We start from the raw sequence: 17,487 nt of genomic DNA, 5'->3' as shown, positions 1-17,487 counted from the left end.
TTTATAGAATTTTTAAATAAAAGGAAAGAAATGAATTGCCCAGTTTGTGAAAATACAGCTTTAATGATGAGTGAAAGAAATGGTGTTGAAATTGATTATTGTCCAAAATGTCGTGGGGTTTGGCTTGATCGTGGCGAACTTGATAAGATTATAGAAAGAAATGCTACTCAAAACCCCCAAAATACTCAACAAAGCTATAGTCACCAAAATTACAACCAACAAGCAAACTATCATCATAACAATGGTTATAAGTACAAAAAGAAAGAGAGTTGGCTTGGAGAATTATTTGACTTTTAAGCCAAAAGGCTTAAAAGTTTTATAATTTTATTTTGATTAAGGCATTCTCTGCCATTTTTGGCACCCATAAATACTCACCATCAAAAAACATATCCGCAGGACCTTTTATAGGATTTAGATCTAGTTTTACCTCTTTATTATCTTTTAAAGTATAAATATACCCTTGAAGATTTTTACCCCAGCTTGATACTAAAAGATTTTTATTTTGATCAAATACTATACCATCAAACTGCTCTATTTTCTGGTTTAATTCTTGAATTTTCTTTGTATTTAAATCAATACTGATAATTTTTCCACCTATTTTATCACTTGGATCATAGCCTGCTACCAATAAAGTATTTTTATTTATCAATAATCCATTTGGCCCACCATATTTTGAATCTAAATGGATAAAGTTTTCATATTTTTTGTCTTTTAAAAACACTTTGTGGATATATCCTGTACCAGTATCACTCACTAGTAATGTATTATTATCTAAAACCGCTATATCATTTAAAAATACTGCATTTTTTATAGGAAGTTTAAAAATTTCTTTTTTGCTTTTTACATCAAAACCATATAAGACATCAATATCTACAACATACAAAATATCACCTATTTTAGACATACCTTTTGGAGCATTAAGATTTTTGATAAATTCTAATTCTATGATTTTTCCATTTTTATCCAATTTTGAGATAAAACCATCGTTATCTTTATTTAATGGAGCCAACTCTTTTCCTACGTTAGACACATAAACCACACTTTTGTCTACATACACACTTTCAGGATGTGCAAAACCTTTAAATTCTTGCACCTCTAAAGCATTTGCACCACAAAACGCAAATAAAGCTAAAGCTAAAATACTTTTTTTCATATTGTTACCTTTCTTAATTTTTATTTACAAATTTTAATATAATTTAAAAATAAAATCTATCACTTTTAAGATAAAAAATATAAGTTTTTTGATTTTTGCTCTTGTTTTGGAGTAATACCATATCTTTTTTTATATCTTGCTATAAACCAAGCAGGGGAATTAAATCCAAGCTCATAGCAAATTTGAGTAATATTTTTAGTTGAAAATTCTAATAAAAATTTAGCCTTCTCAAAACGTTTATTGTCAAGCCATTCTTTGGGACTTATCCCAAAACTTTGCTTGAAATTACGGCTAAAACTTGCTATATCCATTTTACTAAATTGAGCCATAGAAGCTACATTTTCAAAATCATTTTGACAATATGCAAACATCTGATAAAGTTCTAATTTAAAACCGCTTATAATGGCTTTTAAAAAAGCTAGAAATTCTGCATTATCTTCACTATATAATAAAGATAAAAATAATTCTTCAAATTTTAATCTTAACAAATACTCGTTATTTTTAGAAGTATTCATACAAGGTAAAAAAGATTCAAAAATACTTTTAGTTACCAAATCTGATTTTAAGCTAAACAAACTTTTAGAATACTCTAAAGAGTTTAATTTGGAAATTAGATCTTGATATTTAAAAACAAGTTCTATTAAAATACTCTCTTTGAAACATAAAATAATAGACTTATAAGTATTTTCACTATTTAAATAATCTCTAATAGAAAAAGAATTTTTTGTAAAAAAAATAATTTCATCCTTGTTTGCTTTAAAATGATTATCCATAGTATAAACACTTTTAGAACCATCTAATATAAAAACCAAAGTATAATCTTTAAATACAACTTCTTGTTTTTTATCATTTAAGGAATTTTTTTGATAAAAACACAAAGAGAATAAAGAATTTTTTAAAACATTTGAACTAATTTTATTAAAGTCTTTTGGAAAAACTAACATTTTTACCTTTTTATAAGTTTTTTGATTATTGTATTTTATAAAAAATAACAAAAGACAATTTTTTATTAATAATATATGCTACAATAAAATAATTTTTAACAAAAGGAGAGAGAATGAAAAAAATTATACTAGGTTCTTTATTAGCATCAAGTTTTTTAATTGGAGCAAATTTAGAAAATTTTGATCCAAAAGCACAAAAAGATCATTTAATTATCAAAATGGAAATTCTTGATAAAAATACCAACAAAAATGCAGGTGAAGTAGTAGCGGTACAAACTCCTTATGGAGTAGCATTTTACCCAAATCTTCAAGGTTTAGAAAGTGGAATTCATGGTTTTCATGTTCATGCAAACGCTGATTGTGGAGCAACTGATAAAGGTTTAGGTATGAAAGCGGGTGGACACTGGGATCCTGAAAAAACCGATGCACATTCAAGTCCATGGGATGATAAAGGCCACAGAGGTGATTTACCGCCACTTTATGTAGAAAAAGATGGCAAAGCAACTAATCCTGTATTAGCACCAAAAATCAAAACTCTTGATGAACTTAAAAATCATTCTTTAATGATACATTTTGGAGGAGATAACCATAGTGATCACCCGGCTGCGCTTGGTGGCGGTGGTGCTAGAATGGCTTGTGGAGTTATTCAGTAATCATACTAAAGGCCAAAAAGCCTTTAGTATTATCTAAAAAGCTTAGTAAAATCAAAATCATTTGTAAAATCGTGGCTTGATCCGCCAAAACTTTGACTCGGACTATAAGTAGCAATAGCCACCGCAAGCTCACTAAGCATAGAAGCTATTTCTTCTCTTTTATCTATTATATAAGCTTTCATACCCTCATAATCACTAGTTTCTAAAATTTTTAAAGGGTTGCAAATTTCAAAAGCAAAAGCCTTTGAACCTACATTTACATTATAATTATTATCAAACAAAGCATTGCCTAAAAATGAGCAATTATCTATTATTTTCAAGCTTTCACTTGCAATTAATACTTTATCTTGCACATCTTCATAGTTTTTATCTTCTAAAAGTTTTGAAATTTTTTTCAACGAAGAATCTAAAATTTGCAAAGCACCGACAAAATCATTTGCATCGGTAATATCTTCACCAAATTTTTGTGTTTGATGTTTTAAATTTGCACCATCTATACTTGAACCTACTTGTCCTAAATGTTTTTGTAAGATTTCTAATTCATCTCTCATAATACACCTTCCTTGTTATTGCTATAACAAGAAAAGCATTTTTTATTCCAAATTTTGATCTATCCAAACCCTAAAATCTTTAGCAAAAAGCAAAAAAACCTCATCGTAGCTTTGGATTAAAATTTGAGGATTATTATCACTTAATTTTTTTTCATAGTAAAAATACTTACTTGCTATAAGTTTTTTAGTGTTTATTTGCACCAAATTTAAATTAATGCCTAATTTTATTTTAGAATGTACTTCATCGCTAAAATCTTGCTCTAATATATCTACTTTACTTTCTAAAACATAATCAGCACTAGCAAGACTATCTTGATTTAAAACTGCTTTAAATGCTCCTAAATCTTGTAAATGAAATTCCAAAAAAGATTTTATCATCAAAGCAGGATTTTCTTTCCAAAAGTGATAAGCATAAGCACTAACAACATGATCTTTTTTATAAAAAATTTCATTAGTATAAGCTAAGCCTTTAGGCAAAGAAACTATAATAGTTGCATTTTTCTTTTTATTTTGACTTTGCTCTAGCTTTTCTAAATTAATACTAAAATATTTATTTGCAGGCAAAGTTTGACTTGGACTAATCAAAGAACAAGCACTAAAAAAAATAGCTACTAAACTAATATATAAAAATTTCATTTTATTCTCCTGGAGCATATTGAATGGCTTTATCTTTATAAATTACATCTGAAGGATTTTGTTTTAAATTTTTTAATAATTGCGTAAAATCTAAAAATAAAACTCTTAAAATATCTAAATTTTCATTTAAAAGCATTCTGCTTTTATTAAGCTCATTAAGTTGGCCATTAGCGTTATTTAAAAAATTTGAAAATTCATCCACACTTTTACCAAGTTTAGAACTTGTCTGATTTAAATTTTCCAAAAATGCTGGCGCCTTAGTATTTAAATACGCAGAAAACTCGGATGTATTTTGTAAAATATACTCTATATTTTTTAAATTTTTATCACTTAAAAGACTTTCTAGTTTTACTTTTGAAACATTAATAAGCTCTAAAAGATTATTTGCTTGCTTATCTATACTCGTAAAAAAACTTTCCTTTGATTTTATGATAGGATACATACCACCATCTGCTTTTAAAACACTAGCTTCCTCACTACCTCCTGCAAGCTGAATGAATTTAAACCCTGTTATACCTTGAATTTGTAAGCTTGCATAAGTGTCTGTTTTAACCGCCAAATTAGAATCAAGTTTGACTAAAATTTTTACTCTTAGTTGCTTACTTGAGCTATCTATACTGATATTTTCAACACTGCCAACATCAACCCCTAAAAATTTAACTGGTGCTTTTACACTAAGACCTGCTACAGATTCTTCTATATAAATTTCATAATATTTAAAAGATTTCTCATCTTTTAAATTCCCATACCACACTATAAAAAACAAGCTAATAAAAAATAACACACAAACAAAAATTCCAATCAAAATATAATTTGCTTTGTTTTCCATTATTGCATAAACCTCTCATAAAGTCTTGGATTTTGCTCTTGCAAAGCCTCAACATTTCCCAAAAAACCAACTTTTTTATTCTCTATAATCAAAAAGCGATTTAACACATTTTTCATACTTTCTTTATCATGAGTAATTAAAACTACACATAATTTAAAGCTTTGTTTTAAACTTAAAAGCAACTCATCAAATTCTCTCGAACTATAAGGGTCAAGCCCTGAAGTTGGCTCATCCAAAAAAAGCAATTTCGAATCAAGTGCCAAAGCTCTAGCTATAGCAACTCTTTTTTTCATACCTCCGCTTAATTCACTTGGATAGAGTTTTGCCACACTCTCATCAAGCCCTACCATCTTAAGCTTCATCATAGCTATTTCTTTAATATCATTTTTATTAAGCTTTGTGTATTCAACCAAAGGTATGCTAATGTTTTCAAGTATATTAAAAAAGCTAAACAATGCTCCATATTGAAAAACAACACCCCATTGTTTTTGCAAAAACAAAGCATCTTCATCGTTTATATTTTTTAATTTCTTGCCTAAAATTTCATACTCGCCATTATCAAAATGCTCAAGCATTAACATTTGTCTTAAAAGCACAGATTTGCCACTACCGCTACCGCCTAAAATACCAAAAATTTCATTATCTTGCACTTCAAAGCTAATATCTTCATGCACACATTTACTTCCAAAATAAGTGCTAATGTTTTTTGCCTTTATAATCAAAATCCAGCCTTTGTCAAAAATACAGAAAAAATTGCATCAAAAGCTATCACCCAAAAAATAGCATTTACCACACTTTTTGTCGTATAAACACCTATGCTTTCGGTAGTTTTTTGCACAAAAAACCCTCTAAAACAAGCAATAGAAGCAATCAAAAATCCAAAAATAGGTGCCTTTATAAGCCCTATGATGATGTGCTTTAACTCTACTGCCTCTTTAAATCGACTCATAAACTCACTCGCACTAATTTCTAAACTAAACCAAGCAACTACAATTCCACCTATAACACTTAAAATATCAGCCACTATTACCACTAAAGGCATGGCAAGAGCTAAGGCTAAAACTCTAGGTAAAATGATAAACTCACTTTCTTTAAAACCCATAGTTTTCATCGCATCAATTTCATCAGTAAGTTTCATTACTCCAATTTGAGCTGTATAAGAACTTGCACTCCTACCAGCTATAACAATAGCACTAATTAATGGTGCAAGCTCTCTAGTAGCAGAAATTCCCATCAAATCTACTATATAAATATTAGCTCCAAATTGTGCAAGTTGATACGCAGCTTGATAAGCAAGTACCACACCCACAAGCAATGAGGTTAGCATAATAATAGGCAAAGCATTAATAGCACTATTTTCTACATGATATAAAAATGCCTTAAAGCGAAGTTTTTTAAGATTTAAAAATGTTTTAAAACAAGTATAAATGATAAGCCCTATGAAATTTAAAAACTGCACCAAAAGCGTAAAAGATTCAACAACCTTTTTTCCTAAATTTTCAAAAAAATCTTTGATTGTTTTTTTATTTTCATAAGAATCATAAAAACTTTTGTAATGTTTTTGACAAAGTTCAAAAAGCTTAGTATGCTCACTTTTAAGATTTATCCTACTAAACTCAAAACCTTTTTGCTTAAGTTCATTTTCTAAAGCTAGAAAATACCTAATCCCAGCAGTGTCTATAAAATCTAAATTTGCAAAATCAAAAATAATATTTTTTTGAGTAGGAAAATCTAATTTTTCTAATTTTCCTACGCTAGTTTTATCCCATATACCAAAGACGCTAAAAATGCATTCTTGATTTTTAACATCTTTGATTATTTTATTTTTCATTACATAAACTTAAAATATATGAGCTTAATTTTTCCTCGCTAAATCCAAAATGCTCAAATACATCTTTATCTTTACCACTCTCACCAAAGCTTTCTATACCATAAAGTTCATCACAAATTTTATAAAGCTCATTTGAATTTGCAGCTTCCACACCTATAACCTTACCTTGCAAAATTCTTTCTTTATAAGATTTTTCTTGAGCGATGAATAATTCATAACATGGCATAGAAACTACATTAGCAATAACGCCTTTTTCTTTTAAAGTCTTAGCTACTTTTAAACACAATGACACTTCACTACCACTTGTTAAAAGTGTAAATTGCGCATTTGCATTTTCTTCTAACAAATAAGCCCCATTTTCCACATCTCCAAAAACAGGCTCACTTAAAGCACTTAATTTTTGGCGTGATAAAACAAAAACACTTGGCATATTAGTTTTAAGTGCGATCTGCCATGCTTTTACATTTTCAACCCCATCAGCGGGCCTAAATGTTAATGAATTTGGCATAGCTCTAAAAGTGCTAAGCTGCTCTATAGGCTGGTGTGTTGGACCATCTTCACCTACACCTATGCTATCATGGGTAAAGATGAAAAAATGTTTGATTTTCATCAAAGCTGCTATTCTTGCAGCAGGTTTTAAATACTCACTAAATATAAAAAAAGTAGCACAATAAGGCAAAAACAAACCATATCTTGCAAAAGCATTTGATATTGCAGCCATTGCATGCTCTCTTATACCATAGTGGATATTTTTTCCATTTGGAAAATCACCCATATCTTTGAGCTCAGTTTTATTTGATGGACCTAAATCTGCACTACCGCCTAAAAATCCCGGTAAAGTTTTAGCGATAGCATTTAAAATCATACCATTGCTATCTCTAGTGGCTAGATCTTTTCCTCTAAAATCAGGAAATTGTATTTTTGAAAAATCAGGTTCTAAAAGCTCTTTTAATAAAGCTTGTTTTTCCAAATCTAGCTTATTAACCTTATCTTGCCATTTAGCTTGTGCTAAATCCCCAAGTTCTATTGCAGCATTAAAGCGAATTTTAACTTCTTCTGGAATTTCAAAAGTTTTTTGCGGATCAAAACCTAAAGCTTCTTTTGCCTTTTTAATAAGTTCTTCACCCAAAGGTGCTCCGTGAGAGTGATGACTTCCTTCAAGCTCTAAAGCTCCTTTAGCTATCGTAGTATGAGCGATGATTAAACAAGGTTTTTTACTTTCTTTAGCAGTTTTTAACGCTAAATCAATTTGCTCAAAATCATGCCCATCTATCTCAAGTACTTCAAAATTTTGCGCTCTAAAACGATCTTTTACATTTTCATTAAAAGCAATAGCTACATCGCCTTCAATTGAAATATTATTACTATCATAAATGATAATTAAATTATCAAGCTTATGAAGTCCTGCTAAAGAACAAGCTTCATAAGAAATTCCTTCTTGTAAATCCCCATCACCACATAAACAATATACTTTGTGATTAATAATATCTTCACCCAAAAGTAAGCTTGCTTTTTTGGCTGCCATAGCAAAGCCAACTGCATTTGCAATGCCTTGTCCTAAAGGTCCTGTAGCAATTTCAACACCTGGGGTAAAAATTTCAGGATGACCTGGTGTTTTAGAGTGTAATTGGCGGAAATTTTTTAAATCTTCTAGACTTACATCATAACCGCTCAAATGCAAAAAGCTATAAAGCAAAGCACTAGCATGACCGCCTGAAAAGACTAATCTATCGCGGTTTAACCATGTAGGATCTTTTGGATTATGTACTAAATGAGCACTTAAAACACTCATAATATCCGCTAAACCCATAGGTGCACCCGGATGGCCTGAATTTGCCTTTTGTATCATATCAGCACATAAAAATCTTATAGTGTTGGCTTGTTTTTGTAACATCGTTTAACCTTTTAAATATTTGTCAATCAAAATTTGAAGCTCGTTAGAAAGCTTAGAATCTAAATTTTTCATTTTTTCTTCACATAGAGCAATTTTATCATCTTTTGCCTTTTTAGCACCTTCTAAACCCAAAAGTTTTACAAAAGAATTTTTATGCAAATCATTATGAGTTGGCTTTCCTGCTTCTTGGGTATCTAAAGTTGCATCAATAATATCATCTTTGATTTGAAAAACTAATCCTATCAAAAGCCCTATTTCATAAATTTGCTCACATTCTTTTTCATCTAACTCGCAAATTTCACAACCCATTTTTAAACTAGCTGCGATTAATCTTGCAGTTTTATGAATATGCAAAAACTCAACTTGTTCTAAATTTAAAGGCATATCTTCAAAATAACAATCAATAGCTTGACCGATAATCATACCACCAAGCCCTGCATTAAAAGCTAGAGTTTGTATGAGTTTTAATTTAACATTTTCTTTTAAATCAAGCTTAGAAAGCAACAAAAAAGCTTCAGTATTTAAAGCATCGCCTACTAAAATAGCTGTGGTTTCATCATAAGTTTTGTGTAAAGTCGGAGTTCCACGCCTAAAATCTGCATTATCCATAGCAGGTAAATCATCATGTATAAGTGAGTAAGTGTGGATAAATTCTAAAGCTAAAGCGGCACTTAAAGCATTTGGTATAAGGCTTGGCATTTTTGCTTTAACAATACCTAGTAAAAGTTGAGCACGAAAATGTTTCCCTCCTGCTTTTAACATTAGCGCTAAAGCTTCATTAAAAAAAGGATGAAAACTTTTTACCTTAGGCAAATTTTTTTCTAAATGCTCGTTAAAAAGTTCCAAAATCACTTAACAAGCCTTATAAAAAAGTCAAAATACCCTTTATTAAAATGCTCAAAATCATTATTTTTAGCTGAAGGGATATTGCTTGCTTGTCTTGAAACTAAAATATCAAAAGTATTAGCTTGAGCTAATACAGCTTGAAGTTCATTGAAATTGTTGATTTTTTGATTGTTAATTCTTAAAATCTTATCACCTTTTAAAAATCCAGCCATTTGTGCTTTAGAATTTGGAGTTACTTCTGTAACATTCATTTTCGTATCTACGCGCAACCCTAGATTACTATAAAAAGAAGTCGGTTTAGCTTGAACTACTTTTTTAGGCTTAGCAAATATACCCAAATCTTTATCAAAAACCGTCGTAGAAATATTGACATCTTTATTGTCTCTTAGCATATTAAAATACAAAGTTGCACCACGATCGGCAAATAAAATTTTCTCATTCAATTTTCTTATATCATTATAAACTTGTCCATCTACACTCACAAGTTCATCATTAAGCAAAAATTGTCCATTTTTGCGTACATTTTTTACATAAATTTTACCATCGCGTATATCAAAATCCACACCTATATCACCCCAATAAACATCAGGATATTTTGCAAAGTGTTTTAGATAACGATTACCAATGAGCTTACCATCTTCTAAAGTTATACCTAGCATTTTACAACATGGTGAGTTAAGTTCTCCAATTTTAGAAGTAAAATCAAGCTGATCACGTTCTGTTAAACTTTGTCCAAAATACTTCAAATGTCCTATATAGCTTTTATTATTATCTAAAATTCCTACCCAGCTATTACGCGTTAATTCTTCTTCATCTCCCATAGGCGCAGGGATTAAACTAAAATCTGTTTTTACTAAATATAAATTTAAAAAAGGATCGTATTTAGTATAACTGTTTAATTTTGCATTTTTAGTTTTAACTACTGCTAGGGTGTTTTCATTTAAAGCAAAAGCAGGCAATCCCTCATAAATCAACATACTAGCTTTGTTTTTTTCATAACAACCTAAAAAATCATTAAAAGTCGGTCTTGGTACAGCAAAAAGCACACAAGCTACACTCAAAATACAAAGTAAAATTCTCATAACATTCCCATTCCGCTAAATAGATTACTAGCCATTGATTTTTTATTTTGTTCTACCATTTTCATTACATCATTCATCGCTGCTATTAATAAAATTTGCATAGATTCTTTATCTTCAAGCAAAGAATCATCAATATTTATATCGATGATTTCACCTTTTCCATTAGCACTAACTTTTACTAAACCGCCGCCACTTTTTGCACTAAATTCTTTTTTTAAAGCTTCTTGCTCTAATTCATTTGCTTTTTCTTGAGCCTTAGTTAAAAGCTCACCCATTTTAGAAAAATCCATATTTTCAAACATTTATTTTCCTTCTTTTAATATCTCTAATACTACTTCTTTATCATTAAAAGGATATTTTACACCCTTAATCTCTTGATAAGTCTCATCGCCTTTGCCCAAAATCACTACAAATTCATTTTTCGTTTTAAGCTCTAATGCTTTTTTTATCGCCTCTTTTCTATCGCATTCTATAAAGACACTCTCATCTTTTTCTATACCACTTAAAATATCATTAATGATACCCATAGGCTCTTCTGAACGCGGATTATCGCTTGTGATGATGAGTTTTTTGGCATAGTGTTTGGCGATTTTAGCCATCAATGGACGCTTAGTTTTATCTCTATCTCCCCCTGCTCCAAAAACCACAATCAAATCACGATATTTTAAAGCATCTAAAACTTTTTCTATGCCATCAGGCGTATGAGCAAAATCTACAATCACATCTTTAGCAACCACTTGCATTCTACCCTCAATGCCACCAAAATTACTAATGGCCTTTTCAAGCTCTTTTAAATTTGGCTTTACAAGTTCATTCACACAAGCACTTGCAGCTAAAAGATTATAAAGGTTAAAAAGCCCTACCAAAGAAGAATCAATCATAAAAGTTTCTTTGCCAAAATTTACCACAGCTTCAATGCCATTTTTTAAAGCATAAGCTTTGATGTGATAATAACTTGGATTTTCTACTCCATAAGTAAAAGTACCTTTAACATTAAAATTTATAGCTTTTGCATCTTTGTTGATAAATTTCATGCACTCATCGGTAAAAAAACTTTCTTTTGCCGCTTGGTAGTTTTGAAAGTTTCCATGAAAATCTAAATGATCTTGAGTGATATTAGTAAAAATTTTAGCTTTAAATTCAAGCCCTTCAATGCGGTTTTGCACCAAAGCATGTGAACTTACTTCCATAATTAAAAATTCACATTTTTCCTTGCTTGCTAAAGATAAAAGCTCTAAAGTTTGTAAAATAGGAGCGGTAGTTAAGCCTTTTGGAGTGATATTTTTATCATTTATAAAACTACCTCTAGTTCCCATCAAGGCACATTTATAACCCAAATCAAGCAAGATAGAATAAATTGCACCCGCAGTGGTTGTCTTGCCATTTGTGCCTGTAATGCCTATGATTTTTATATTTTCATCTATATTTAAAAGTTTCTTACACTCAGCTATACTTATAACTTTTGCTTGTTTTTCTAAAGCTTGATGAATAAATTTTTCATTTTGAGCAGTTTTTAAGAAAAAACAATCTTTTTCGCATTCATTAGAATTATCACAAATGAAAGTATTTTCAATTTTTACTATCATAATTTAATTCCTTGATTTTCTCGCTAAGCTTGATAAATCTATAATTAGAATAAAAATGTACCGAAACATCTTCCATATAAGCTACAAGCATATCTTTATAACCATGCTCTAAAAGTTTTTCTAAAAAATCCACGAAATCTTCTTTATCATTAATGATAAGTTTATTTGATATTATAACATTTTCCAAAGCCTGTTTAAACCCAACTTTTGCTTCGCTAAGTAAAAAATCTTGATAACTCAAACCCTCAAAATCCTCACTATCTTCTTCAAACTGCACACTTTGACTAAGATTGATGAGCTTTTCAATGTCTTTATCTACTTTAGTATTTTTATAATTTTGCATAAAAAACTCAAAAAATACAAAGGCTTCTTCTGGACTTTTTAACGCCAAATCACAAATATTAATAAAAGTTAAAAGTCTTTTATTTTTACGTTTTTCATAAGCAAGAGAAAAATACATCTTAGCATTTTTAAAATCTTTTTTATAAAAGCACTCTATGGCTATTTTTTTATAATTTTGCAAATTCGCTTTCCCCGCCTGCTAAATTTACTATAGTGATATCTGGATGTATGTCGATTTTAAGCTGTTTTTCTAAGCCATATTTTAAAGTCGTCCCACTAGCTGGACAACCATGACAAGCTCCGGTTAGCTTCACATACACCACACCATTTTTAACCCCTAAAAAATCAAGCCCACCACCATCGTTTTCTAAAATATGCATAGTTTTAGCTAGACTTGCTTTTACAGGCTCTATTAATTCCTCATCACTAAAAGGCATATTCATAACTTTTCCTTGACTATTTTTATTTTAATTTTATCTTATTTGCCTTTAAAAAATGTAAATTATTATTTATTTTAGACATTTTGCTATACAATAGCAAAAATACTTTAGGAAATTTCATGCAAAAACGCACACAAATTAAAGGTTTTGAAAAATTAAAACTCATTGTCATACTAGCATTTTTATCATCTATAGCACCACTTTCAACTGATATGTATTTACCTGCTTTAAATGAAGTAGAAAAAAGTTTTCAAACAAATTCTTTCTACACCCAACTTTCTCTTGCAAGTTTTTTCATAGCTTTTTCTTTAGGACAGCTTTTTTATGGACCACTAAGTGATGTATATGGTAGAAAAAAACCTTTATATATTGGGATTTTTATTTTTGTTTCTTCAAGTATAGCTTGTGTTTTAGTTGATTCTATTCATGTTTTTATAGCTTTGCGTTTTTTTGAAGCCTTAGGAGGTTGTGTGGGTGTAGTTGTAGCAAGAGCTATAGTAAATGATGTTTTTGAACTCAAAGAAGCAGCGGGAATTTATGCATTAATGATGGTTTTTACCTCTTTAGCTCCTATGCTCTCTCCTACTTTTGGTGGTATTTTACTTGAATTTTTTTCATGGCGTAGTATATTTTTGACATTATTTATCTTAGGTTTTATTTTATTTATGCTTGTTATTTTTGCCCTAAAAGAAAGCAACCTCAACACTCAGGACAAAAAATTTAATCACAAAGAAGTTGTAAAAAGTTACAAAAAAATCTTAAAAGATCGTCGTTTTGTAGTGTATTTATTTTGTGGAAATTTAATATTTGCAGGATTTTTTGCTTATTTAACAGGTTCATCTTTTGTTTTTACGCGTGTTTTTGAACTAAGCGAACAACAATACGCCATGCTTTTTGGTATTAATGCTTTAGGTTTTGTAGTTTTTGCAAATATCAATGCAAGATTAGCTCTTAGGTATTCGCCTTATTATATTTTACCTAGAGCTTTTATCAGCGTGGCTTTTTTGGCATTTTTACTCATTCTTGGAGCAACTTTTGATCTAGGTTTTTGGGCTTTTGAAATTCCTTTGTGTTTAATCATAGCAAGTTTAGGTTTTATCTTACCAAATACCACTACTTTAGCTATGGCAAGATCAAGACAAAACGCAGGTAGCGCTTCAGCACTTTTAGGAGCAGCTCAATTTGCAATGGCCGGCTTTATGGCATTCTTAGTTAGCCTTTTAAACGCAAATACCCCTATACTTTTAGCAAGTATTTTAGGTGTTTGTACTTTTTTAGGAACTATTTTCTATCTAAGTTTAATCAATAAAAGAAAATTAAATAAAATCAAAAAGAAGTTAAGCGTGATTTCTCACGCTTAATTAAGCAATATTTTTGAAAAGATTCACTGACTACATCGAACCTTTTTCAAAAAACTTTATATTTATTTTCAAAACACTTATAAACAATTTATGTTAAAATTTCTCATCAATCAATAAAGGCTTTATTAATAAAAAAAATAGCTACTATCTTTGCAGGTGTTAATGGATCTGGAAAAACTACCTTGTATTATAATGAACTTGAAAAAACAAAGATTTTGGACTTAGAATCAACATCGATGAAATTGTAAGTAGCTTTGGTGACTGGAAAAATCAAGAAGATCAATTTAGAGCTTCAAGGATAGCCATTAAAATGCATGAAAACTATATCAAAAAAGCTTATGATTTTAACCAAGAAACCACACTTTGTGGCACTAGCATTTTATCTTTATTCAAAAAGCTACAAAAAATTCTTATACTATCAATCTTTACTACATCGGACTAGACTCTCCAAACACAGCAAAACAAAGAGTTAAAATTCGTGTAGCTAAAGGCGGACATGATATAAAAGAAGAACTTATAGAAAAAAGATACTATGAGTCTTTACAAAATTTTAACACTGTTGCTAAATTTTGTAATCACATTACTATTTTTGACAATACTCAAAATTATAAAAAACTCTTAGAATTTAAAAACAACAAGCTAGAAGTATTTGAAACTACCAAATGGCTAGAACCATTAATGATAAATTTTAAAAATCCAAGTTTATAAATTTTTATTTTAACTTGTCGATATGCAAATCATGCTACTCACTCCTTAAGGCAAGAAAGAAGTGAGTTAGCAATAGATTGAAGGCTTCAAGGCTATCAAGTATTACAAGGCTACCTCGATAACCTTGTAAAGCTTGATCCCAAGGTTTTAAAACCTTGGGTTAGAATTATTGTTTTAATTGAAGCAAAGTATTTAAAAGCTGATCACTTGTGGTAATCGTTTTTGAGTTTGCTTGATAACCTCTTTGGATTACGATAAGCTCAGTTAATGCACGACTTAAATCCACATTTGACATTTCTATAGCTGAGCCTTTTAAGCCCCCTCTACCACCTTCGCCAGCATGGCCTATAGTAGGACTACCTGAGTTAGCAGTCGCTTTGAAAAGGTTATTACCCATTTCTTCAAGACCCATATTATTTGGGAAAGTAGCTAGAGCAACCTTAGCTAGAGCTAGAGTTTTACCATTTGTAAATTCTCCATAGATATAACCATTCTCATCAGTTCTTAATGCATCTGGCTTTAAGTTACCCCCTGTGTAACCATCAGTTTCTTGTTTAGTGGTAGCTGAGTCTTTATCATAGCTTGTTAAACCATCAAAACCACCTGTTGTACCAAAGTCAAGTTTTATAACTTGATCAGGTTTTGAGCCGTTATTTCCAGTGAAATTTAACACATTTGGCGTATAGCTTTGAAGCGAGCCATCATTACCAAATCTTAAATTTCCTACTACTATGTTTCCTGGAGCACCATCACCACTAAAATTAATCTCTGCAGGCTCAGGCACTGAGATGATGATAGACCATTCAGCCCCACCATCTGCTGTTTTAGCTTGTTTGGTAAATTGCACAGTTAGCTCATGTCTAGTTCCTAATGAATCAAAGATTTCTATACTCGCAGTATGCGCTGATAAATACATGTCTTGAGAGTATTTTTCATTATTTCCTGCATTGAAATTTCCATCTAGCGCACTAAACATCGCTGTGAATTTATCATTAGTGGCGATTTTATTAGTTTCATTAGAATAACCTGTTACTTTAAAGGTCATATCTTTTGCACCATCTTGAGCTGGATTAGTAATTTTAAACCTACCATCACTTTCCACTACCACTTCTACACCAACATTTGCATCATCTGCTGTTCTATTACCACTACCATCATAATCTACCGCATATCTAGCATCTCTTTGCAAAAGCTCTCTTAAATCTTCAGTAGTATGAAAAACTCTCTGGCCATTCATTGACGGCCATGTTCCTTCTTGACCTGGAACTGGATTTGTACCTATATCAACATTATTTGAACTATAAATATATTCATGAGCAGTTATTACACTAATAGGTCCTGCATTTCCACCCAGCAAATCGTTTCCCGGATTTACAGGCCATTCCCCTGGAACTCCATTGTTTGTCCAAGTAATAGTTTCACCAGCTGTATTTGTTGGTCCCATTTGTATATTTAGATTTTTAGATTTTGCTGTTGTTCCTGTGCTATTATCATTTGTAAATGTCATTTTACCATCTACTATAGAAGCCACTACACCAGTTTCTGCCGTCTTAGCATTGATAGCATTAATAAAAGTATCTTTACCAACACCTGTAGCTTCTATACGAACACCATTTATAGTTATATCTAATTTGGCAGGTTGTTGAGTTCCATTTACATCAGTAAAACCCCAAAAAGAATACTGTGTTCCATCTACTGCCTTTCCTGCTTCAGTTGGCAAATCAGGCTGCAATGCTTGGTTGGATTGCCACTTAGCATCAGCATAACTTACCCATATACCTTGTCCATCTCTTAAATTTAAACCCTCACCTTGAGCGTTAAATACCACGCCCATATCAATACCTTTCTCAGTTACTTGTGCTCCACTTTTTGAGGTAGTATAAAACTCAGTGTGTCCAGTATCATTTTCATCTATAGGCTTACCTATATCATCTCTTCTACCATGAGTAGAATCTAACGCATAAATAGGTCTTTTTGCAGAAGCATTAGCACCTAAAGTGTTGCCACTATCTAAATTCGCTGTAAGTTTTACCGAAGAGCTTGGTCTAGCAGGCATACTCATGCCAGGTGGGATTACGATATCACCTACTGAAGTTGAAGAGTCAATTTGGCCTGTTTCTTGATTATAATTCCAACCTTGAACGGTATAGCCGTTATTATCTACGAAATTTCCTACTGCATCTGTTTTAAAATCACCTGCGCGGGTATAATACTGAGTAGTACCGCCATCATTTGAAACAATGAAAAATCCATCTCCATTAATCGCCATATCGGTATTTTTATCTGTAGTTTGGATATTACCCTGAGAGTGGATTCTAGTAGTAGAATTTACACCTGAACCAAGCCCAACTTGCATAGGGTTTTTACCACCTAGGTTGCCATCTGGAGCTGTAGCTATCTTAGAAGTTTGGCTCATAAGCGTTGAGAAATCTGCACGAGAATACTTAAAACCAAATGTATTAACATTGGCTATGTTGTTACCTTCTACATCCATTGCGTATTGATGTGCTTGGAGTCCTGAAACCCCAGCCCAAAGAGATCTCATCATAATTAAATCCTTTAAAAAATATTGCTTTGTGAATATCTCACAATCTTCTATTGCTTAGCAAAAGTAAAGCAATAAGTGTTCCA

At 31.0% G+C, this 17,487-nt stretch carries 18 protein-coding genes; 3 read left to right on the top strand and 15 right to left on the bottom strand.

The window, feature by feature from the left end; genetic code table 11:
- The first annotated feature begins 30 nt into the window (after nt 1–30).
- Nucleotides 31–297 (top strand): TFIIB-type zinc ribbon-containing protein, encoded by a 267-nt coding sequence (locus tag EL235_RS00695; RefSeq protein ID WP_126340599.1) that lies wholly within the window; start codon nt 31–33, stop codon nt 295–297.
- A gap of 19 nt (nt 298–316) precedes the next feature.
- On the opposite strand, the gene EL235_RS00690 is transcribed toward EL235_RS00695, so the two are convergent.
- Together EL235_RS00690 and EL235_RS00685 are read right to left on the bottom strand one after the other, a co-directional pair.
- Nucleotides 317–1,153, bottom strand: a complete 837-nt coding sequence (locus EL235_RS00690) for a YncE family protein (RefSeq protein ID WP_126340598.1) — start codon at nt 1,151–1,153, stop codon at nt 317–319.
- Between the two features lie 65 nt (nt 1,154–1,218).
- Nucleotides 1,219–2,097: a helix-turn-helix domain-containing protein gene (locus EL235_RS00685; RefSeq protein WP_052243226.1), complete on the bottom strand. Its 879-nt coding sequence runs from the start codon at nt 2,095–2,097 to the stop codon at nt 1,219–1,221.
- A 113-nt stretch (nt 2,098–2,210) separates the two neighbouring features.
- Between EL235_RS00685 and EL235_RS00680 the strand changes: the two genes are divergently transcribed.
- A complete protein-coding gene (locus tag EL235_RS00680; protein WP_039625118.1) occupies nt 2,211–2,750 on the top strand; it encodes a superoxide dismutase (Cu/Zn) in 540 nt (179 codons plus the stop codon).
- 29 nt (nt 2,751–2,779) lie between these two features.
- Here EL235_RS00680 and EL235_RS00675 read toward each other — a convergent pair whose 3' ends face one another.
- From EL235_RS00675 to EL235_RS00620, 12 genes are read right to left on the bottom strand one after another with little or no spacing between them, the layout of a single operon-like run.
- A complete protein-coding gene (locus EL235_RS00675; protein WP_114639952.1) occupies nt 2,780–3,301 on the bottom strand; it encodes a flagellar FLiS export co-chaperone in 522 nt (173 codons plus the stop codon).
- Between the two features lie 42 nt (nt 3,302–3,343).
- Complete coding sequence (locus EL235_RS00670) at nt 3,344–3,937, bottom strand: ABC-type transport auxiliary lipoprotein family protein (RefSeq protein ID WP_039625117.1); 594 nt, start codon at nt 3,935–3,937, stop codon at nt 3,344–3,346.
- Nucleotide 3,938: 1 nt separating this feature from the next.
- Nucleotides 3,939–4,766, bottom strand: a complete 828-nt coding sequence (locus EL235_RS00665) for an MlaD family protein (RefSeq protein ID WP_039625116.1) — start codon at nt 4,764–4,766, stop codon at nt 3,939–3,941.
- Nucleotides 4,766–5,488, bottom strand: coding sequence for an ABC transporter ATP-binding protein (locus EL235_RS00660; RefSeq protein ID WP_039625115.1), 723 nt, complete (start codon nt 5,486–5,488; stop codon nt 4,766–4,768). Before EL235_RS00660 ends, EL235_RS00665 begins: the two co-directional genes overlap by 1 nt.
- Nucleotides 5,485–6,585, bottom strand: a complete 1,101-nt coding sequence (locus tag EL235_RS00655) for an MlaE family lipid ABC transporter permease subunit (RefSeq protein WP_373274430.1) — start codon at nt 6,583–6,585, stop codon at nt 5,485–5,487. Before EL235_RS00655 ends, EL235_RS00660 begins: the two co-directional genes overlap by 4 nt.
- Before the next feature lies 1 nt (nt 6,586).
- Nucleotides 6,587–8,491: a transketolase gene (gene tkt, locus EL235_RS00650; protein ID WP_126340596.1), complete on the bottom strand. Its 1,905-nt coding sequence runs from the start codon at nt 8,489–8,491 to the stop codon at nt 6,587–6,589.
- A 3-nt stretch (nt 8,492–8,494) separates the two neighbouring features.
- Nucleotides 8,495–9,340 carry a geranyl diphosphate synthase / farnesyl diphosphate synthase gene (locus EL235_RS00645; RefSeq protein WP_039627309.1) on the bottom strand — a complete coding sequence of 282 codons (846 nt, stop codon included), beginning with the start codon at nt 9,338–9,340 and terminating at the stop codon, nt 8,495–8,497.
- Nucleotides 9,340–10,419 carry a DUF7488 domain-containing protein gene (locus tag EL235_RS00640; RefSeq protein ID WP_039625113.1) on the bottom strand — a complete coding sequence of 360 codons (1,080 nt, stop codon included), beginning with the start codon at nt 10,417–10,419 and terminating at the stop codon, nt 9,340–9,342. The genes EL235_RS00645 and EL235_RS00640 overlap by 1 nt, the downstream gene beginning before the upstream one ends.
- A complete protein-coding gene (locus EL235_RS00635; RefSeq protein ID WP_039617208.1) occupies nt 10,416–10,721 on the bottom strand; it encodes a YbaB/EbfC family nucleoid-associated protein in 306 nt (101 codons plus the stop codon). The genes EL235_RS00640 and EL235_RS00635 overlap by 4 nt, the downstream gene beginning before the upstream one ends.
- The gene (locus tag EL235_RS00630) at nt 10,722–12,005 is read right to left on the bottom strand and encodes a UDP-N-acetylmuramoyl-L-alanyl-D-glutamate--2,6-diaminopimelate ligase (RefSeq protein WP_039625112.1); all 1,284 of its coding nucleotides are present in this window, start codon (nt 12,003–12,005) and stop codon (nt 10,722–10,724) included.
- Nucleotides 11,989–12,528, bottom strand: coding sequence for a hypothetical protein (locus EL235_RS00625; RefSeq protein ID WP_039625111.1), 540 nt, complete (start codon nt 12,526–12,528; stop codon nt 11,989–11,991). The genes EL235_RS00630 and EL235_RS00625 overlap by 17 nt, the downstream gene beginning before the upstream one ends.
- Complete coding sequence (locus EL235_RS00620) at nt 12,515–12,784, bottom strand: NifU family protein (RefSeq protein WP_039619526.1); 270 nt, start codon at nt 12,782–12,784, stop codon at nt 12,515–12,517. Before EL235_RS00620 ends, EL235_RS00625 begins: the two co-directional genes overlap by 14 nt.
- A 122-nt stretch (nt 12,785–12,906) precedes the next feature.
- On the opposite strand from EL235_RS00620, the gene EL235_RS00615 reads away from it, so the two are divergent.
- Nucleotides 12,907–14,148, top strand: a complete 1,242-nt coding sequence (locus tag EL235_RS00615; protein ID WP_126340595.1) for a multidrug effflux MFS transporter — start codon at nt 12,907–12,909, stop codon at nt 14,146–14,148.
- An 874-nt stretch (nt 14,149–15,022) separates the two neighbouring features.
- Here EL235_RS00615 and flgE read toward each other — a convergent pair.
- Nucleotides 15,023–17,404: a flagellar hook protein FlgE gene (gene flgE, locus EL235_RS00605; protein WP_126340594.1), complete on the bottom strand. Its 2,382-nt coding sequence runs from the start codon at nt 17,402–17,404 to the stop codon at nt 15,023–15,025.
- Nucleotides 17,405–17,487 lie beyond the last annotated feature (83 nt).

It is taken from the genome of Campylobacter lari (assembly GCF_900638335.1).
In the GTDB taxonomy this organism is placed as follows: Bacteria; Campylobacterota; Campylobacteria; order Campylobacterales; family Campylobacteraceae; genus Campylobacter_D; species Campylobacter_D lari_E.
The sequence above is the reverse complement of the archived record's forward strand: the minus strand, read 5'-3'. Positions and strand labels throughout refer to the sequence as shown.